Below are 19,187 nucleotides of genomic sequence, written 5' to 3' on the forward strand. Positions count from 1 at the left end.
TTTCTTGCATTTTCAATTATTGTACCATGAATTATTAGAAATTTCTCTCTTTAAACGGTTCGACACACGAAGAAAAAAGTGTTGAAATAAACTGTGAATTGCGCTAATATAAAACAATCAGAAAATTGAAATCGATATTTCTTATCGTGAGAGGTGGAGGGACTGGCCCTTAGAAACCTCAGCAACCGGCTTGTTTTGCATGTGCAAAGCGCCAAGGTGCTAAATCCAGCAAGCGTTTTTATGCTTGGAAGATAAGAAGAAGCGTTAAACCCCTTCTTCTTATGAAGAAGGGGTTTTTATTTTGAAAAGGGAAGGTGTCAGCTATATGTCACAGCACGTTGAAACGAAATTAGCCCAAATTGGGAACCGAAGCGATGAAGTCACGGGAACAGTGAGTGCTCCTATTTATTTATCAACAGCATACCGCCACAGAGGGATCGGAGAATCAACTGGATTTGATTATGTCCGCACAAAAAATCCGACACGCCAGCTTGTTGAGGACGCCATCGCTAACTTAGAAAACGGCGCAAGAGGGCTTGCCTTTAGTTCGGGAATGGCTGCTATCCAAACGATTATGGCGCTGTTTAAAAGCGGAGATGAACTGATCGTTTCATCGGACCTATATGGCGGCACGTACCGTTTATTTGAAAATGAATGGAAAAAATACGGATTGACTTTTCATTATGATGATTTCAGCGATGAGGACTGTTTACGCTCTAAGATTACGCCGAATACAAAAGCGGTGTTTGTGGAAACGCCGACAAACCCCCTCATGCAGGAGGCGGACATTGAACATATTGCCCGGATTACAAAGGAGCACGGTCTTCTGCTGATCGTAGATAATACATTTTATACACCGGTCTTGCAGCGGCCGCTTGAGCTGGGAGCTGACATTGTCATTCACAGCGCAACCAAGTATTTAGGCGGGCATAACGATCTGCTTGCTGGGCTTGTCGTGGTGAAGGATGAGCGGCTCGGAGAGGAAATGTTTCAGCATCAAAATGCAATCGGCGCTGTCCTGCCGCCATTTGATTCGTGGCTTCTGATGAGAGGAATGAAGACGCTGAGCCTCAGAATGCGTCAGCATCAGGCAAACGCGCAGGAGCTTGCGGCGTTTTTAGAAGAGCAGGAAGAAATTTCGGATGTGCTGTATCCCGGAAAAGGCGGCATGCTGTCCTTCCGTCTGCAAAAAGAAGAATGGGTCAATCCGTTTTTAAAAGCACTGAAGACCATTTGTTTTGCAGAAAGTCTCGGCGGGGTGGAAAGCTTTATTACATACCCTGCGACCCAGACGCACATGGATATTCCTGAAGAGATCCGCATCGCAAACGGGGTGTGCAATCGTTTGCTGCGCTTTTCTGTCGGAATTGAACATGCGGAAGATTTAAAAGAGGATCTAAAGCAGGCATTATGTCAGGTCAAAGAGGGAGCTGTTTCATTTGAGTAAACACAATTGGACGCTTGAAACCCAGCTCGTGCACAATCCATTTAAAACAGACGGCGGAACCGGGGCGGTCAGTGTACCGATTCAGCACGCCTCGACTTTTCACCAATCTTCATTTGAAGAGTTCGGGGCATATGATTACAGCCGCTCTGGCACGCCGACAAGAACAGCTCTCGAAGAAACAATTGCCGCATTGGAAGGCGGAACAAGAGGATTTGCTTTCAGTTCAGGCATGGCTGCTATCTCAACAGCATTTTTACTGCTGTCACAGGGTGATCACGTTCTTGTGACAGAAGATGTATACGGCGGAACCTTCCGTATGGTGACAGAGGTGCTGACCCGGTTTGGCATTGAGCATACGTTTGTCGACATGACGGATCGTAATGAATTGGCGCGGAGCATCAAGCCGAACACAAAGGTCATTTATATGGAGACGCCATCAAATCCGACACTTGGGATTACGGATATTAAAGCGGTTGTTCAGCTTGCAAAAGAAAACGGCTGCCTGACCTTTCTGGACAATACATTTATGACGCCGGCACTGCAGCGTCCGCTTGATCTCGGCGTGGATATTGTACTTCACAGCGCGACAAAATTCTTAAGCGGACACAGCGATGTGCTCTCAGGTTTGGCTGCTGTCAAAGATGAAGAGCTTGGGAAGAAGCTGTATAAGCTGCAAAACGCGTTCGGCGCCGTCCTTGGCGTACAGGATTGCTGGCTTGTCCTGCGCGGATTAAAAACATTGCAGGTCCGTTTAGAGAAAGCGAGTCAAACAGCCCAGCGGCTTGCGGAATTTTTCCAGAAGCACCCGGCGGTGAAGCGCGTGTATTATCCGGGACTGGCTGATCATCCCGGCGCTGAAACCCATAAAAGCCAGTCGAAGGGAGCGGGCGCCGTGCTATCTTTTGAGCTTGAAAGCAAAGAGGCCGTTAAGAAATTAGTCGAGAATGTGTCACTGCCGGTCTTCGCTGTCAGCCTTGGCGCAGTGGAATCAATTTTGTCCTATCCGGCAACGATGTCTCACGCGGCAATGCCTAAGGAAGAGCGTGAAAAACGCGGTATCACTGATGGCCTGCTCCGTCTGAGTGTGGGCGTCGAACATGCAGACGATTTAGAACACGATTTCGAACAAGCGCTGAAAGAAATTGCTCCAGTTGCGGTTCGTTAAAAAAGAAGCCGGGGATGTCCCGGCTTCTTTTAGTATTGTTCGTCATCAGGATTCAGAATCGCGAGGACTTGATGATCCTCCCAAACGCCGTTAATTTTCACATTTTTTCGGGCGATGCCTTCTTTATGAAATCCCGCTTTTTCTAAAACACGCATGGACCCGAGATTACGGGGCATCACACCGGCTTCAATCCGATGCAGTTTCAATTCGTGGAACGCATAATCAACAACCAATCTGACTGCCTCTGTCATAATGCCCTTTCCATTATGGGCTTTGTCTAAAAAATACCCAATGAACGCAGTTTGCAGCGCGCCACGGATGATTTGAAAGAGCGAAACCGTCCCGATTAATCTATCGTCTGACGCTGTAAAGATGCCAAAATGATATTCTTCATCTTTCTCAAGTCTTTCCTGATACTCGGTTATCCGTTTTCTTTGCCCCTCAACCGTATAGTAATCGTCTGCGCGTATCATAGAAAACTGTTCGAAAAAATCTCGATTTTCGCTTTGCAGCCGCAGATTTTCTTCGGCATCCGTTACTTCTAAAGGTCTAACATAAATGGTTTTTCCTTTTAACATACAGTGATCTCTCCGTTCTCATGTCAGCATTCCTCTTACATTATTCTCAGGGAAATGCAAATATCCTTTTTATAAGAAGGAAGAAAACCAATTTCCCATAAAAGTGCCAACATAGTTGCCGATTAAGTAGCCGAGCGTACCGACAAGCATGATCGGGGCGACAAGCTCCCGCCATCCCTTGGCAATTGCCATCGCAGCCGCAGTCGTCGGTCCCCCGACAGTAGCGTTGACGGCGAGCAGAATTTCTTCAAGCCGCACACGGAACAATTTTCCGGCAGCTAAGGAAACTGATAAATTGCTGATCGCAATGATAAACACGAATAATAGAATAAGAGGCGCATTCGTGACGATTAAGCGGAGATCTGCAGGAATGCCGATCACCACAAAAAACAAATAAATCAAAAAGGTTCCAAGCTCCTGAGATCCATTGAGCCTTTCAAAAAAACGCGGGAAAAGAAAAATGATAAGAACAGTTAAAGACGTAAGCACCAGGTACTGATCGCCAAGCGTACCGGTCAGCAGGGGATGAGAAAAAATGCTTTTAAAATAACCGGAAACCTTCATACTCACCGCAACAAGCGCGAAAGCAGCACCGGCATTAAATGCGATATCCTTTAAGGAAATATCCTTCCGTTTCCAATAGCTTTCAGCACTGTTTCCGCTGTTTCCATCGGCTTTTACCTTCTCTTCAAACGGCATGGCATAATGCCGCTGAAACCATTTGAGTGCAGGAATGCTGATTAAAATAAAAAACAAAAGCGCCATCATAAAATTATCAGCCACAACGGTAGCCGACACATATTCACCAGGCGTCTCAAATTTTGCCGCCATCGCCGCAAAGTTGACCCCGCCGCCGATATAAGAGGCGCTGATCATCCCACCGATTTTATCTAAGTAAGGAATATGCTGTTTGAGTAGAAAAAAAGCTAGAATGCTCCCAAGGACAGTGCCAGCGGAGCTAATCAGAAAAATAAACAGCAAACGCCTGCTTTCCTTAAAAATTTGCCTAACATTGATCTGAAACAATAAAAGTGGTATCGCCAGTGGTACCACATAAGACCACACAGTGTCATACACAGGCGACTCAACAGGGAGCACTCCTACATTTGTAAACACCATAGCACCTGCAAGGGCGATAATAGCGCCCGACACAGCAGAAGCCCACTTAAAGCGCTGCTCCAGCCCGATGCTCACTGCCGCCCACACCGCAATAAACCCCCATAATATCCAAACATCATCGGAAGAAATCAAAGAATGCAAAACCCCATCACCCCTATTGTTAGAAAATTAAGACATATTATAATGGCCGGGGAACAGAACAGCAAGTCCAAAAAAAGTTTTTCTGAAAAAGCAGTTGACGAATAGAAGGGAAGGTTATATAATAGAACTTGTCAGAAAGACAACAACATACCCAGCCATACATATCATGATTCCGTAGCTCAGCTGGGAGAGCGCTACCTTGACAGGGTAGAGGTCGCTGGTTCGAGCCCAGTCGGAATCATAGCTTAAACCCTTGCGCAGCAAGGGTTTTTTATTTTGCCTATTTATTGATTTTGTCATCATTCATCGAGTTGGGGACGGAAGTTTTTTTAAGCTGATTTTGAAGTGAATTCAAAATCAGCTCTGTTTCTATGCTAGGTTAAAGTTTCAATATTCTTTTCGATTTTTTGAATAACTTGTTCGAGCCATATGATTGGAGATACGCCGTAACTAAGAACGTCCACTCCGTCAGCAGCTTCATCGATAAAATCATTCTTTTCTTCATCCGAATAATCGCTGTTAATAAAATCTTTCAATGCAGCTATATCAGTTTCTTGCTCTTCTTTTGGAATCTCTTCTAAGTATTCGTCCAGTGCTGACTCTGGAGTTTCTATATCTTGATGAAATATACCTCCTAGAAATTGAAATACAGGTTCATAAATTTCGATTTCAATCATTACTTATCACCACCAAGAAATGTTAACTTCAAATCTGAGAAATGGTGGTATCTTATTCTATATAACTTTCTGCTATATCAATATCGTTTGTCATTTCTAAGTCAGGGTACTTTTCATCTAATTTTCTTAAACAATTAATAAGTTCTTTACTTTGTAAACCTTCAGCTAAATCTTCAAATACTTCACTGATCCAATATAAATCTTCTTTATTACAATTTTCTAAATAGCTAATTGTATTTTCCTCATTTTCTGAGAGAACTTCAATTATTTCATCCCAACTTTTTTGAATTCCATAGTCATCATTAAGATTAAGTTTTTTTCGTTTAATTGATATAGTTTTCATCTTTTTCTCTAAATTCATATTGATCCTCTTAACTAAGCAGGGCTATTATTTTCCTATTGCCTTTCCTATTGTTACATCTCCATCATGGAAAAATTCAATAACATAACCAGATTCGCTGAACATGAAAGTATCGGAACCTACAGCAGTTACATCATCAATTACGTTTAAGGCGTTGTCTAAGTTGGTTTTTATAGCTGGATAATCACCGTAAGCCCAAAGGAGAATAACAGTTTTATCATCTATTTTATTCTCAATTAACCATTCATCAATATCATCAGCGTAATCAATAGATCTGTGAGAAGTTACTTCATCCCATTTAATTCTTCCCCATGATGTGAAGGGGAAACCTTCACCAAGTTGTTCATGATATTTACGTGTCTCAGAAATAGTGAGGACTTCTTTGTCATTTCCAAGAGCTTCTAGACATTCTTCGTATAAAGTCATATTAACACTTCCTATTTATTTAAATGTTTTAAAAGTGATTTATAAGTTTCTTCGTTTCCGTTAAAAGGTATATAATATTTCTTTGCCTTATTTCCTTTTCCATTTCTATAATCCTCAACATTTATATGAGGTCCCTTTTCAGGGTCATAATCTAATCTCCAAAGGACTTTATTATCTCCAGACATTCGGCCAGTAACTTTACCAAAGCCTGCGCTTTTAGATAAAGTATCTATAAAAGGTTTTGAATCTATTCCTAATGGTCCCGGGAACCGTAATTTGATTGGTGTTGGTATTTGTTATAGCAAGTCAGGAGGCGCTAAATACTACACTGCTGAAAAATTGGCTATCAAGTTTGTGGCGTAGCTGCTTAAAGAGCGCGGCTGGGGAATTGATCGTGTCCGTAAACATCAGGAGCTGAAGCGGAAAGGATTGCTTGCACCGCATTTTAGCTGAGGGCAGATGGAACCAAGTTAAGTCAGCCATTGAGTCAGAATTGAAGGTGCTGGGAGGAAAGACAACATCTAAACCGTCATCATCTGAGTCTAAAGCTTCTGGGAGCATTTACACAATCAAAAAAGGCGATACTCTTCCGTTTTTCAATAAAAAGGAAATTTAATTAATAATTAAAAAATTAGACATAATTAGTGAAATATCGACAGAAGATTGTTACCACAAATGCAAAGCAAGAAACGAAAGTGCCCATGCAAATATGCCGAACATTACAAAGAGCCTAAGAAAAGTTTCATATTTTGTAAGCTTTCGTTCTTTTTTTATTTTACCTAATTTCCAGTAAAGGGCGTAGCCGGAGAACAATAAAATTATTTGTCCCAGTTGTGACACGGACTCTAAAAATTCTATACCATTCATTGATTTCACCTCTTATTTAATTATCGCAGGCGGAAAATCCTTTTCCAACAGTTATATAAAAATTAAGCAATCCGTAATATGTCTAATGGTATAAGAAATGATGTTTCCCTTATCCAGTTTTTAATTTAACGAAGAAGAACTTTTTTACTAAATCTAGATAAGGCGGAAGGAAAGATATTATTTAAGATATCCTTCATAGCTTTCTTTTGTTCAGACAAAATGGTTTTTGATTTTACATATGTGTTAGCCAGGTCGTGTTCTAAGAAGGATTCTTCTATGTAAACACAGATAGCCCGAAACGCACCTTTTGCTGGGAGAACTTACTATCTTCTAAATCAGCTGAGCTTCGAAGGCCTTGTATTCTTTTGCATATTTATCTGTTTCGGAAACGTCTTTGCTTCAAATACTTTAATGTGTATCCTTTCGTTTGAAATGTTTTAACAAGATATTACTATGAAAAAATGAAGAAAAAGTTAGTGTGCGATTCAAAAATAGAAAAATAGTAATTAAATATGAGTCATTTAGCCAATTTAAGTGGTTGAAATAATATTGATTATATGCGGGGATAAAGAGTCGTATCCTACGTTTGCCACCTAATTTAAGAGGGCTGTTAATGCAAATAATAATCTAGAAAGGAGATGTAAAGATTTTCAAAAATTCCTTTATATGATAATATCAACCTACAGAAAAAAAGACATACAGGTAGACCCGTACGTCAAAATAATCATCTGTAGTTTATCATATTACAGGAGAAAAAATATATATGTTCTACGGGTCATCCTAAAGAGGAGGACCAAAAATGGAGAAAAAACCGGTAACAGTTCTAGGATATGAAATCTGTACACCTAAGTTTACAGGGGATAAGTGGGATCAAGATAGGTTTGATAGTGAACTCATGGAAACATACTTAAAATTAATCTTGGAAGTTGATATTAAAGAGAGAGCTTTTAGAAATAAAAATAAGATGATTAATCTTCAATCGATAAATCAATCAGAAGATGCTGATTTTTTGGAAGGGATTTTTTTCACTGCAAAATATGGAAAAGAACAAACGATAATTGATGTTCCTAATCAAACTGAAGCAGGAAAAAAAGAAAAAGAGCACGGAGTAAAAAATGAGGTTTATTTTCTAATTCATAAAAAAACAGGATTACTTTTAATCGAGAAAGACTCTGAAGGTGTTGCGCGTGCTTCAATGATTCGAAAATTCTTTAGGTACCATAGAGAATTAATTTATAATTATATTGAGACTTTCAATAAAGAGTATTCTCCGATTAAAATATGGAAAAATAGCTTTTATAAAATAAATTCTTTACCTAGTAAAACATTTTTTGAAGAAATTGAAGAGTTTTCTACAATTAAAGATGCCTATTATTACAAAGATGTTAATGAAGGGGCAGGTGCAAATAACGAAGCAGCTGATTTGATGTACCACTATAATAACGCTACAGAAAATGGGATATCAGGTGTAACACGAGTTAAAGTTTCTTTTGAGAATAAAGTGAAAAAAGGCTCAGTAAAACATGTGGCAGCATATTTCAAAAAACTATTTGAGTCTCAAAATTATGATGGAATAGGTGTTAGTGGTCAATTGAATTCTGGGAGACAAAGAACGATTGAACTTGAAAATATTCAGAGAGCATTTGATATCGGTGTAGAACATAATGAAAGTGGAAATCCTTCATTGAGGGACTTAAATAAAGAAATGGTTAAAATCTGTAAAAGAGATAATCCTTTAAAGTACAAAAATGATATAGAACAATTTGAAGGAGTGTTTATTAATGAAACAGAGGAGGATCAAGCGGGTTAAAGAAGAAAGTGACAACATAAACAGAGATATATTTGAAATAATAAAAAAATACAAGAAGTATACAACCAAAAAGGAATGGATATTTTATTTATTGACCATTTCAATTACTTCTTTAATAATGTTTTTATTAATTAGTATTTTATGTGACACTAATAAAAATCTTCTAAACTCAATTAATGAAATTACCACAGTTTCACTTACAATTGTTGCAATAATAACGGGTTTCAATACGACTTCTTTGTCGGTAATAGCATCTAGTAACAATAAGATATTAAGATTTTTGAAAAGTAAAAAAATAAGTAACGGTAAGAGTGCCAACGACACAATTTTACAGCAAATATTAGTTTTTTTCTCATTCTCGATGGTCTATGGATTATTAATTTTATTTATCGGAATCTTAATTATTTTAGTTTTTAAGTATCTGTATAATTTAGAAAGTTTCCCAGCTTATCTAGAAGTATTATGGTTAAAAATTTTTCTTTTGATATTCGGTTTCTTATGGTTAGCTTTAATTCTATTTGCTTTAGTAACGTCTATTAGAAATGCAAGTCTACTGTACAGATATGTCTTGTTCGTGGCTGATTATGAGGAGAATAATTGACTTTATGTAATTAAATGTTTTTCAGATGGGGACAAATTGGGGACCAATTTGTTCATTTTCGCATCAGAACATAATCGCTACCTTGATAGGATAGAGGTCGCTGGTTCGAGCCCAGTCGGAATCATAGCTTAAACCCTTGCTGTGCAAGGGTTTTTTACTTTTTATAGGGGCTGTCGGTTTATTGATGCAGTATATGATTTAAATGAAAACTCAGGAATAATATTGAGTTGAGAAGATAAAATATAAACCCCATTTCCAAAATGGGGTTATTTCTTAATATCATATTAAGTTGCTGCTCTATCTGCGACCTTATAAGTGGACTGCTCAGAAAGAGCGTATGAAGCGCTGGATACTCCAACAATGCCAAGCAAGAGCGCTAAACAAATTGCAATTTTACATTTTTTCATTTAAATGTTTCCCCTTTGAATTTGTTTACGTGCTTCAATTGCCATTTGATAAAAATCGACCGCATCATGTCTGTCTTCTTTGTTGGTCAAAAAAATCAGCAACAGCAACAGCGTATTCTTCCATATCACCATAAAGGTTTTTCTCTTTGAAGAACTTAAACACTTCTCTAAGTGTTTGTAAGTCAAATGATAAATAAAGACCTTTAACCAGTTTTAATTTCTCGGTTACTTTCTGGTTGTTGTGTCGGGCAGCAATCTTCTGACCTTCCTGGTATAATTCTAACGCAGCCTTTAAATTATTCTTCTTTGCTTTGACATACGCCAGATTAAAAATCGCTTTCGACTCATAAATGTGCTTTCGATTCTTATGAATTTCATAGGCGATTTGAAAATGTTTCTCATAATTGTAAAGTTCTTCAAGATTATTATAACATAATCCCACATTAAAATGAGCTGAACCAATTAAATGTTGTTCCCCTATTTTTATAGCATCATTTAAGGCTTTTTCAGCTGTTTCTAAAGCGTCCTCATAACACATTTTATCTAGCCAGTTCCCAAAGATAACAAACTGACATTGGACCATTTCCTTGCCATATGTAAGGTTCCCCTGAGCATCTTTTTGCTCTTTAAATATAGAGTATGCTCGCTGGGCATAGTTCATTGAAAAATGAGTCTCTTTCATATAGTAATAGACTTCTGACATTTTGAAATAGAATCTGCCTTATCTGTATTTGCGTTTTTATCTAATAAATCAAGATATTTTTCGGCTTCGCGATAATATGTTAAAGCAATAACTAAATCTCTCGTTCTAAAATGATACATATCGGTAAAAAAATGATAATAGAACTCTATTGTATTGGTGAGGGAGGCACTCGAAGTCGTCTAATGATTTATAAATGGCATCTATCTTTTTCAAGAAAATGTTATAATGAAAAGCCATAAAATGATGGGAGGGGGAATTTCGATGCATTACATAACGGCATGCTTAAAAATCATCAGTGATAAAGACCTTAATGAGATAATGAAGGAATTCAAAAAATTTGAGGAAGAAACGAACAAAGAAGAGGGTTGTATTACATTCCATGCTTATCCGCTTGAGCCATCAGAACGTAAAATAATGCTTTGGGAGATTTGGGAAAACGAAGAAGCTGTGAAAACCCATTTCACGAAAAGACACACAATAGACGTTCAAAAACAAGAATTAACGGAAGTAGAATGGTTAATGAAAAGCAATGTGAATGATTAAAAAGGCGTCTTCAAAAGAGACATTCAAAAACTAAGAATCGGAAAGTTGTTGGCGGATTGTTGTCCAACTCCGCCAACAATATCATGCGGAGAATTAAATACATATTCTTAATAATAAGTTTAAAAGCTTGGAGAAAAAAATGAAAAAGAAAACCACAATTATACTTTCCCTTTTAGCAGCACTTATAGTTATATTGATAGCACTACCGGTTCTATCTCCTGTTGTTTTTACAGCTGCTTCTGAAAAAGGAGCAATCAGACACGAAATTTATAAAAGAGGATATCCCTATCAAAGCTACTTTGCAGTTCTTCAAAAAGAAGGTGACAATGAATCTGAATCTTTATTATGTAAATTGGCTAGATTGGAAAGATGAAACTGGACAAACGCCTCACTTATGCTATTCAAAAAAAGCATCAGATGGTAAATATAAAGTAGACTGTGGAACCGGGCCGTAAAAAATGCCCGAGATGGAAGGTCTGCGGATACTGATCACTGGACAGAGAACGCTGTGCTTTGGTTGGTGTCCGTTTTTTATTTCGTATACTAAGTTGACATAAAACGAAAAAAGAAACTATCACAGAATCAGATCGTTTCTAGCAGTTAACTCAAAATCATAAAATCCCTTTTTTCCGGAAGCTTCGGTAAAAAACGAAACTTTTGTCTCTATGATTTTATTTTATAATGTAAACGGTTTCTTATATAGTATACTTATACTATCAATTTGCTCAAGTAGATACTGACAGGAAGGATAGAAAAACAGATGGAATACATAAATACAAGACAAAAAGAGATTTTGTATCTGTTGTTATCTGAACCTGATGACTATTTAGTTGTGCAAGATTTCGCAGATAGGGTACAGTGTTCTGAAAAAACAATCCGGAATGATTTGAAAGTGATCGAGGATTATCTCAATGAGCATTCTCATGCACAGCTTATTCGAAAACCAGGGTTGGGCGTTTATTTACATATAGAAGAACAGGAAAGGACCTGGCTAAGCCAACAATTACATACTGAACATTTTTCTTCTAGGCAGCGGAGCGATGAAGAAAGAATGCTGCACATTGCTTATGACTTATTAATGAATCCGAAGCCTGTTTCCGCAAAAGACATTGCTGCTCGGCATTTTGTCAATCGATCTTCCATAAAAAAGGATTTATACGCAGTAGAAGAGTGGCTGAAGCGTTTTGATCTCACACTGGTTTCTAGGCAGCGGCTTGGATTAAAGGTTGAAGGGAACGAAAGAAATAAAAGAAAGGCATTGGCAAGAATATCTGATTTGATTCACAATACAGAGTTTACCAGCCAATTTATTAAAAGTAAGTTTTTACATTATGAAGTAGACTTTGTGACGAAAGAAATCAAATCACTACAAAAAAAGCATTCCCTCTATTTCACAGACGAAACGTTTGAAAGTTTGCTGCTGCATACATTGTTAATGGTCCGCCGCATCAAAATGAAGCAGCCGATTTCATTGTCCCCAAAAGAAATGGCGGCAGTAAGAAAGAGGAAAGAATATCAATGGACATTTGCTTGTTTACAGCGGCTTGAACCGGTTTTTGCAATCCGCTTCCCTGAAGAAGAAGCCGTGTACTTAACATTACATATATTGGGCGGTAAAGTTCGTTATCCATTGCAGACAGAAGAGAACCTTGAAAATGCTGTGCTTCCTAAGGTTGTAGGGCATTTAATCAATCGTGTTTCAGAGCTGAAAATGATGGATTTTCATAAGGATCAGGATTTGATCAATGGTTTGAACATTCATCTCAATACTGTGCTACAACGGCTGAGCTACGATCTTTCTGTAGCAAATCCTATGCTCAATGACATCAAAAAGATGTACCCTTATTTGTTCCACCTCATCATTGATGTTTTGGAAGATATCAATCAAACTTTTGATCTTCATATTCCTGAGGAAGAGGCAGCATATTTGACATTGCATTTTCAGGCAGCGATCGAACGGATGCAGTGCAACAGCGAGACACATAAAAAGGCGATTATCGTCTGCCACATGGGGATTGGGATGTCACAATTGCTGCGGACAAAAATTGAACGGAAATGTCATCAAATCGCTGTAATGGCCTGTATTGCAAAGGCCGATTTAAAGGATTATATCAAAAAGCATGAGGATATTGATCTTGTCATATCCACCATTGCGCTGGAGAATACAACGGTTCCCCATATTGTTGTGTCTCCGCTTTTAGAGCCTGGCGAAGAGATGAAATTAAGTGCGTTTATACGTCAGCTGGGCGAATCACACCGCCAAAAACAAAAAACGTTTCAGATGCTGAACAATACGACTCCTTTTTTGGTTTTTTTGCAGCAGGAGGCGGAGCATCGCTACAAGTTAATCGAACAGCTGGCGACAGCTTTGTGTGAGAAAGGCTATGTTGATAAGGACTATGCGGTTCATGCGGTGATGAGGGAAAAAATGTCGGCGACAAATATAGGATCAGGCATTGCCATTCCTCATGCAAACGCTAAATTTATTAAACAATCAGCAATCGCGATTGCCACATTAAAGGAGCCGCTTGAATGGGGAAATGAAAAAGTTTCGCTCGTTTTTATGCTGGCTGTCAAACACGAGGATCAAACCATGACAAAGCAGCTGTTTAGCGAGCTTTCATATCTTAGCGAGCAGCCGGCCTTCGTCCAGAAGCTGACGAAAGAAACAAATGTCATGACATTTTTATCTCATTTGGATTATTAAAAGCAGGGATTATTCCTTGCTTTTTTTGTTATAGGGAAAAATGCCTTTATTACCGGAAGCCTATGGTAAAAAAAGCGATTTTAATGAGCTGATTTCGGTATACAGTTGAGACAAGATCTTATTATTCACACTTTAAAGGAGGTTTCCTATGAAACTGTTAGCGATTACATCTTGTCCGAATGGAATCGCCCATACGTATATGGCAGCGGAAAATCTGCAAAAAGCTGCTGACAGACTGGGCGTTAGCATCAAAGTTGAGACCCAGGGGGGAATTGGTGTCGAAAATAAGCTAACCGAAGAGGAAATTCGCGAAGCGGATGCAATCATTATTGCTGCAGACCGCTCGGTAAACAAAGACCGGTTTATAGGCAAAAAACTGCTGTCTGTGGGGGTACAGGACGGCATCCGCAAACCGGAAGAATTGATTCAAAAAGCTCTTAACGGGGATATACCGGTTTATCGTTCCGCTTTAAAATCGGAATCCGTCAATCATCAGGAGAAGAAACAAAATCCAATTTACCGTCATTTAATGAACGGCGTTTCATTTATGGTTCCTTTCATTGTTGTCGGCGGATTATTGATAGCGGTTGCATTAACGCTTGGAGGGGAGAAAACACCTAAAGGCTTAGTTATTCCGGATGATTCCTTCTGGAAAACGATTGAACAGATCGGCAGTGCTTCATTTTCATTTATGATTCCGATTTTAGCCGGCTATATCGCCTATAGCATCGCTGATAAACCGGGGCTTGTGCCAGGGATGATCGGCGGATATATTGCGGCGACTGGAAGTTTTTATGACAGCGCAAGCGGCGCCGGATTTCTCGGGGGGATTATTGCCGGGTTTTTGGCCGGATACGCTGCACTTTGGATCAAAAAATTAAAAGTTCCAAAAGCCATCCAGCCGATTATGCCGATTATTATTATTCCGGTGTTTGCATCACTGATTGTAGGTTTAGCGTTTGTGTTTTTGATCGGCGCGCCTGTAGCTCAAATTTTCGCCTCTTTAACAGTTTGGCTGGCGGGGATGAAAGGGTCGAGCTCGATCCTTCTGGCATTGATTTTAGGGGCGATGATCTCATTTGATATGGGCGGTCCCGTAAATAAGGTGGCGTTTCTGTTTGGATCGGCAATGATTGGAGAAGGAAATTATGAAATTATGGGACCAATTGCTGTCGCCATTTGCATCCCGCCGATTGGTCTTGGCATTGCGACGTTTTTAGGAAAAAGAAAATTCGAGGCATCTCAAAGAGAAATGGGGAAAGCGGCATTTACGATGGGACTCTTCGGCATTACTGAAGGAGCGATTCCATTTGCGGCGCAGGATCCTCTTCGAGTCATTCCAAGTATTATGGCAGGTTCTATGACAGGTTCTGTGATAGCCATGATTGGCAATGTGGGAGACAGAGTGGCGCACGGCGGACCTATCGTTGCAGTGCTTGGCGCAGTTGATCATGTCTTGATGTTTTTTATTGCTGTGATTGCAGGATCTCTTGTCACTGCTCTGTTCGTCAATGTACTAAAAAAGGATATTACGGCGTCTCCTGTGCTCAGTGAAACTGCACCGCCCTCCGCGCCAAGTGAAGCTGCGGCAGCAAATGAAATAAAGCAGCCAAATCAAAGCCAAAAAGCTGAGATGTCGGAAATCAAAAAACTGACAGATATTATCAGCCCGGAATTAATTGAACCAAATTTATCGGGGGAAACGAGGGATGACATCATAGATGAATTGATTCAGAAATTGTCCCGAAGAGGTGCGCTATTTTCAGAGGGCGGGTTTAAACAAGCCATTTTGAATCGTGAACAACAGGGAACAACGGCGATCGGCATGAATATCGCAATTCCGCACGGAAAGTCTGAGGCGGTCAGGGAGCCGAGTGTTGCCTTTGGGATCAAACGATCAGGCGTTGATTGGAATAGCCTGGATGAATCAGAAGCTAAATTAATCTTTATGATTGCTGTACCGAAAGAGAGCGGGGGAAACCAGCATCTCAAAATACTGCAGATGCTATCTCGAAAGCTAATGGATGACAATTATAGGAAGCGGCTGCTTTCCGTGCAAACAACAGAAGAAGCCTACAAGCTGCTGGAAGAAATCGAATAAAGCGGGGGATTTTCATGACGACTGAACCGTTATTTTTCAAGCCTGTTTTCAAAGAAAGAATTTGGGGCGGGACCGCTTTAGCTGATTTTGGCTATACCATTCCGTCACAACGAACAGGAGAGTGCTGGGCTTTTGCCGCGCATCAAAATGGTCAAAGCGTTGTTCAAAACGGAATGTATAAGGGGTTCACGCTCAGCGAATTATGGGAACATCACAGACATTTATTCGGACAGCTTGAAGGGGACCGTTTCCCTCTGCTTACAAAAATATTAGATGCTGACCAGGACTTATCTGTTCAGGTGCATCCGAATGATGAATATGCCAACATACATGAAAACGGTGAGCTTGGAAAAACAGAATGCTGGTACATTATTGACTGCCAAAAAGATGCCGAGATTATTTATGGCCACAATGCAACAACAAAGGAAGAACTAACTACCATGATAGAGCGTGGAGAATGGGATGAGCTCTTGTGCCGTGTAAAGGTAAAGCCGGGGGATTTTTTCTATGTGCCAAGCGGTACTGTTCATGCGATTGGAAAAGGTATTCTTGCTTTAGAGACGCAGCAGAACTCAGACACAACCTACAGATTATATGATTATGACCGAAAAGATGCAGAAGGCAAGCTGCGTGAGCTTCATCTGGAAAAGAGCATCGAAGTGATAGAGGTCCCGTCTATTCCAGAGCGGCAAACGGTTCACCATGAACAAATTGAGGATTTGCTTACAACGACATTAGTTGAATGCGCTTACTTTTCGGTGGGGAAATGGAACTTATCAGGATCAGCAAGCTTAAAGCAGCAAAAACCATTCCTTCTTATCAGTGTGATTGAAGGGGAGGGCCGTATGATCTCTGGTGAGTATGTCTATCCTTTCAAAAAAGGAGATCATATGTTGCTGCCTCACGGTCTTGGAGAATTTAAACTCGAAGGGTATGCAGAATGTATCGTCTCCCATCTGTAACATAGCAGGGCTTGAGAAATAAATTTGCGAGTGAAGACTCCTATTCTCCAGCAATGATCTAAATAAAATAAGAGTTTAATAGTTGGAGAAGAAATGTTACACTCTTTTCTGTATATGGTAAAGAATGAAAAAACACGATTCGGTTGGTAGTCCGGATGCATGATTGAGAATGTCAGTAACCTTCCCCTCCTCGGGATGTCCATGTCCATCATTCTTTAATATCTTTTATGAGGAGGGAATCGTTATGAAATTAACGATTTACTACGATGGTCAGTTTTGGGTAGGCGTTGTTGAAGTTGTGAACAATGGAAAGCTAAGAGCCTTTCGTCATCTTTTTGGCAAAGAGCCGAGGGATTCTGAAGTATTAGAGTTTGTTCATAACCAACTTTTGAATATGATGGCCCAAGCTGAGCAGGAAGGAGTGAGTTTACAAGGCAGACGTCAAAAAAAGATCAATCCAAAAAGATTGCAGCGCCAGGTTTCAAAAGAGTTGAAAAACGCCGGAGTAGCTTCTAAAGCTCAAGAGGCGATAAAGCTAGAGCTTGAAGCAAGAAAGCAAAAGAAAAAACAAATAATGAAAGAACAACGAGAACATGTAAAAGAGCAAAGGTATATGCTCAAAAAGCAAAAAGCGAAAAAGAAGCACAGAGGTAAATAATCCAAACAAAAGCAGGCGCAGTGCCTGCTTTTGTAATTAAGGACTCTACTTTGTAACATATATCCAATGCTTATAATCCGCTGATTTATGATCCAATATAAACCCTAACTTCTCCAAGGTTTTTTGTGAGCCTAGATTATCATGTTCGCATCTTGCGGTGATCCGGTTTACTGTTTCTTGGCTTAATGCCCAGTTTATTAGTTTTTGGGCGGCTTCCACACAATAACCTTTGCGGCGATGACTTTTATTTGTTGCAAAACCGATTTCAATCATGCCATTTTCGTCTGGTTCACCTAAAAATCCAGTTCCCCCAACAATTTCATGACTGTCCTTCTTTACAATAATCCATGAATCAAATCCTTTTGTTCCATTGTTTTTGACTAAAATCTCGCGGAAATAAGGTATCGCTTCAAAAAAATCAGAATTTGGCCATTCACCATTTGTTTCATAACCTAAGTCTTTGATAGCCTGATGATCTTGTTTAGACGCGGCGTCAAGAAGGGGAATATCAATCGTTTTTAAACGTAATCGATTCGTTTCAAGGAGAACCATATATCTAATCCTCTTTTCTTTTTACTGGGAATAATGATAACATATAACAATTTTCTCTGATACCTTGGCAGTAGAGAAAGATGAAAAAATTGAGGGGGATTGAAAGAGTGACAGGTGAGAGTTTGCCCAGCCCAAAAACGGGTAGGAAAATGCTGATGTTAATGTGTCCCTACCCGTTTTTCTGTTCCTGAATGCAGGGTTTCTGATAACATGTTGTGCTACCTTTTCGCAATCAAATAAAGCGATATGGCTCTTTGGGTTTGCACAGGATTATGAATGATAATGACCCATTGGTTTCTTCGTCTTGGAAAGCTTGCTACTGCATACAATGGAGCAGTATCGCGCGGAGTGAACCCACCATTTATCACGTTGATATCTCTTCCTTCTAGATGACAAACTAAGTATTCACCTGGATTGATGACCTGTTGGTTCGTCCATGCGTAAGAATAAAAGCCGTCTCCAAGATCTTCGGTGGAAGATGGGGGGACAAAGCCATCTACAGTCAATGTGATTTCTCTTCTTCGCTGTCTTTCTGAAAAGTCTGGACTTCTTTGAGGGTTATGAGTATGTGAAAAGTAAGGAATTAACGCAGGGCCATAAAAGTAATGATACAAAGCAACCACTCCTTTATTTTCCATTCATACAAATTGTATGTGGGAGTTATTTGTTCATTCCTGTTTTGTTCCATGTAGACTAATAATGGGCTATAGGCGTCCAAGGAAATCAATTTGTCCTTTCGTTGATTCAATGCTAGTAACCTTGAAAATGCAGGTTAGGATGATAGAATTTACATATTACTGCAAGAAGTTAGACATACATCATTTTGATAGTGGGTGAAAACAATGGCGAAAAAAATGGCAAAAACAAATGCGGTTCGTCTGATAGAACAGCAGAACATCTCTTATGAGGTATTAGGGTATAAAACAGACGGCCAGCCTGTAGATGGCATCTCTGTTTCGGAAAAAATCGGTTATCCTGTGAAATATGTATATAAAACGTTGGTTGCAGCAGCAGGAACAAATCATTATTATGTCTTTGTTGTACCCGTTTCAGAAGAGTTAGATGTAAAAAAGGCAGCAAAGGTGACAGGGGAAAAGAAAATAGAAATGATTGCAATGAAGGAGCTATTAGCGGTAACTGGCTATCTTCGCGGCGGCTGCTCGCCAATTGGCATGAAAAAATTGTTCCCGACCTATATTGATTCATCTGCAGAAACGCTTGATTTTATCATTGTGAGTGCAGGGAAAATCGGTATGCAGCTAAAGTTGGCGCCACAAGATATAGCCAGATCATGTGATGCCGCATTTGCAGAAATTGTATAGATGCAGATATAGGGGAAACGAAAAAGCTTAGTCATGTCGA

At 39.6% G+C, this 19,187-nt stretch carries 19 protein-coding genes, 1 tRNA gene, 4 pseudogenes and 1 riboswitch; of the genes and pseudogenes, 13 read left to right on the forward strand and 11 right to left on the reverse strand.

Features of this window, described 5'->3' with window-relative positions:
* The first annotated feature begins 138 nt into the window (after window positions 1–138).
* Window positions 139–258, forward strand: a riboswitch (SAM riboswitch).
* 67 nt (window positions 259–325) lie between these two features.
* Both metI and metC read left to right on the forward strand, forming a co-directional pair.
* Complete coding sequence (gene metI, locus AC0OMU_RS03040) at window positions 326–1,447, forward strand: cystathionine gamma-synthase/O-acetylhomoserine thiolyase (protein ID WP_003232857.1); 1,122 nt, start codon at window positions 326–328, stop codon at window positions 1,445–1,447.
* Complete coding sequence (metC, locus tag AC0OMU_RS03045) at window positions 1,440–2,612, forward strand: cystathionine beta-lyase (protein WP_015483095.1); 1,173 nt, start codon at window positions 1,440–1,442, stop codon at window positions 2,610–2,612. Before metI ends, metC begins: the two co-directional genes overlap by 8 nt.
* Window positions 2,613–2,641: 29 nt before the next feature.
* Here metC and AC0OMU_RS03050 read toward each other — a convergent pair whose 3' ends face one another.
* The gene (locus AC0OMU_RS03050) at window positions 2,642–3,190 is read right to left on the reverse strand and encodes a GNAT family N-acetyltransferase (protein ID WP_015383377.1); all 549 of its coding nucleotides are present in this window, start codon (window positions 3,188–3,190) and stop codon (window positions 2,642–2,644) included.
* A gap of 69 nt (window positions 3,191–3,259) precedes the next feature.
* Window positions 3,260–4,450 (reverse strand): DUF819 family protein, encoded by a 1,191-nt coding sequence (locus AC0OMU_RS03055; protein ID WP_046340229.1) that lies wholly within the window; start codon window positions 4,448–4,450, stop codon window positions 3,260–3,262.
* A 168-nt stretch (window positions 4,451–4,618) separates the two neighbouring features.
* Here AC0OMU_RS03055 and AC0OMU_RS03060 point away from each other — a divergent pair.
* Window positions 4,619–4,691: transfer RNA gene (locus AC0OMU_RS03060), tRNA-Val, on the forward strand.
* Between the two features lie 133 nt (window positions 4,692–4,824).
* Here AC0OMU_RS03060 and AC0OMU_RS03065 read toward each other — a convergent pair.
* The 4 genes and pseudogenes from AC0OMU_RS03065 to AC0OMU_RS03080 form a co-directional block, all read right to left on the reverse strand.
* Window positions 4,825–5,127: a contact-dependent growth inhibition system immunity protein gene (locus AC0OMU_RS03065; RefSeq protein WP_474240888.1), complete on the reverse strand. Its 303-nt coding sequence runs from the start codon at window positions 5,125–5,127 to the stop codon at window positions 4,825–4,827.
* 52 nt (window positions 5,128–5,179) lie between these two features.
* Entirely contained in the window at window positions 5,180–5,488 is a 309-nt protein-coding gene (locus AC0OMU_RS03070) for a hypothetical protein (protein ID WP_015483097.1), read from the reverse strand.
* Between the two features lie 27 nt (window positions 5,489–5,515).
* Window positions 5,516–5,914, reverse strand: coding sequence for a CDI toxin immunity protein (locus tag AC0OMU_RS03075; RefSeq protein WP_015383381.1), 399 nt, complete (start codon window positions 5,912–5,914; stop codon window positions 5,516–5,518).
* 11 nt (window positions 5,915–5,925) lie between these two features.
* Window positions 5,926–6,189 (reverse strand): annotated as a pseudogene (locus tag AC0OMU_RS03080) (hypothetical protein); the annotation flags it as partial.
* On the opposite strand from AC0OMU_RS03080, the pseudogene AC0OMU_RS03085 reads away from it, so the two are divergent.
* Window positions 6,170–6,441, forward strand: a pseudogene (locus AC0OMU_RS03085) (N-acetylmuramoyl-L-alanine amidase); the annotation flags it as partial. The pseudogenes AC0OMU_RS03080 and AC0OMU_RS03085 overlap by 20 nt on opposite strands.
* Window positions 6,442–6,580: 139 nt before the next feature.
* Here the strand turns inward: AC0OMU_RS03085 and AC0OMU_RS03090 are convergent.
* Complete coding sequence (locus AC0OMU_RS03090; protein ID WP_015483099.1) at window positions 6,581–6,781, reverse strand: hypothetical protein; 201 nt, start codon at window positions 6,779–6,781, stop codon at window positions 6,581–6,583.
* Window positions 6,782–6,954: 173 nt separating this feature from the next.
* A pseudogene (locus AC0OMU_RS03095) lies at window positions 6,955–7,062 on the reverse strand (T7SS effector LXG polymorphic toxin); the annotation flags it as partial.
* A gap of 518 nt (window positions 7,063–7,580) precedes the next feature.
* Between AC0OMU_RS03095 and AC0OMU_RS03100 the strand changes: the two are divergent.
* Both AC0OMU_RS03100 and AC0OMU_RS03105 read left to right on the forward strand, forming a co-directional pair.
* On the forward strand, window positions 7,581–8,591 hold the full coding sequence (locus AC0OMU_RS03100) for a hypothetical protein (RefSeq protein ID WP_015383384.1): 1,011 nt from the start codon (window positions 7,581–7,583) through the stop codon (window positions 8,589–8,591).
* Window positions 8,563–9,192 (forward strand): hypothetical protein, encoded by a 630-nt coding sequence (locus tag AC0OMU_RS03105; protein ID WP_015483100.1) that lies wholly within the window; start codon window positions 8,563–8,565, stop codon window positions 9,190–9,192. Before AC0OMU_RS03100 ends, AC0OMU_RS03105 begins: the two co-directional genes overlap by 29 nt.
* Before the next feature lie 471 nt (window positions 9,193–9,663).
* On the opposite strand, the gene AC0OMU_RS03110 is transcribed toward AC0OMU_RS03105, so the two are convergent.
* Window positions 9,664–10,281 carry a hypothetical protein gene (locus AC0OMU_RS03110; RefSeq protein WP_474240889.1) on the reverse strand — a complete coding sequence of 206 codons (618 nt, stop codon included), beginning with the start codon at window positions 10,279–10,281 and terminating at the stop codon, window positions 9,664–9,666.
* Between the two features lie 246 nt (window positions 10,282–10,527).
* Between AC0OMU_RS03110 and AC0OMU_RS03115 the strand changes: the two genes are divergently transcribed.
* The 6 genes and pseudogenes from AC0OMU_RS03115 (at window position 10,528) to AC0OMU_RS03140 (ending at window position 17,273) form a co-directional block, all read left to right on the forward strand.
* Complete coding sequence (locus tag AC0OMU_RS03115; protein ID WP_474240890.1) at window positions 10,528–10,845, forward strand: putative quinol monooxygenase; 318 nt, start codon at window positions 10,528–10,530, stop codon at window positions 10,843–10,845.
* A gap of 139 nt (window positions 10,846–10,984) precedes the next feature.
* Window positions 10,985–11,300: pseudogene (locus tag AC0OMU_RS03120) on the forward strand (hypothetical protein).
* 305 nt (window positions 11,301–11,605) lie between these two features.
* Window positions 11,606–13,552, forward strand: coding sequence for a mannose transport/utilization transcriptional regulator ManR (manR, locus tag AC0OMU_RS03125; protein ID WP_474240891.1), 1,947 nt, complete (start codon window positions 11,606–11,608; stop codon window positions 13,550–13,552).
* Between the two features lie 148 nt (window positions 13,553–13,700).
* Window positions 13,701–15,653, forward strand: coding sequence for a PTS mannose transporter subunit IIABC (gene manP, locus AC0OMU_RS03130; RefSeq protein WP_474240892.1), 1,953 nt, complete (start codon window positions 13,701–13,703; stop codon window positions 15,651–15,653).
* A 14-nt stretch (window positions 15,654–15,667) separates the two neighbouring features.
* Window positions 15,668–16,615, forward strand: a complete 948-nt coding sequence (gene manA, locus AC0OMU_RS03135) for a mannose-6-phosphate isomerase, class I (RefSeq protein ID WP_474240893.1) — start codon at window positions 15,668–15,670, stop codon at window positions 16,613–16,615.
* A gap of 169 nt (window positions 16,616–16,784) precedes the next feature.
* Window positions 16,785–17,273 (forward strand): YjdF family protein, encoded by a 489-nt coding sequence (locus tag AC0OMU_RS03140; RefSeq protein WP_474241182.1) that lies wholly within the window; start codon window positions 16,785–16,787, stop codon window positions 17,271–17,273.
* Window positions 17,274–17,318: 45 nt separating this feature from the next.
* On the opposite strand, the gene AC0OMU_RS03145 is transcribed toward AC0OMU_RS03140, so the two are convergent.
* Both AC0OMU_RS03145 and AC0OMU_RS03150 read right to left on the reverse strand, forming a co-directional pair.
* Window positions 17,319–17,825, reverse strand: coding sequence for a GNAT family N-acetyltransferase (locus tag AC0OMU_RS03145; protein ID WP_474221993.1), 507 nt, complete (start codon window positions 17,823–17,825; stop codon window positions 17,319–17,321).
* Between the two features lie 218 nt (window positions 17,826–18,043).
* Window positions 18,044–18,439: a hypothetical protein gene (locus tag AC0OMU_RS03150; RefSeq protein WP_009967031.1), complete on the reverse strand. Its 396-nt coding sequence runs from the start codon at window positions 18,437–18,439 to the stop codon at window positions 18,044–18,046.
* A 228-nt stretch (window positions 18,440–18,667) separates the two neighbouring features.
* Here AC0OMU_RS03150 and ybaK point away from each other — a divergent pair, with 228 nt between their 5' ends.
* A complete protein-coding gene (ybaK, locus tag AC0OMU_RS03155) occupies window positions 18,668–19,147 on the forward strand; it encodes a Cys-tRNA(Pro) deacylase (protein ID WP_474221994.1) in 480 nt (159 codons plus the stop codon).
* The last annotated feature ends 40 nt before the right edge of the window (window positions 19,148–19,187 follow it).

The organism is Bacillus sp. FAU18 (assembly GCF_056033885.1).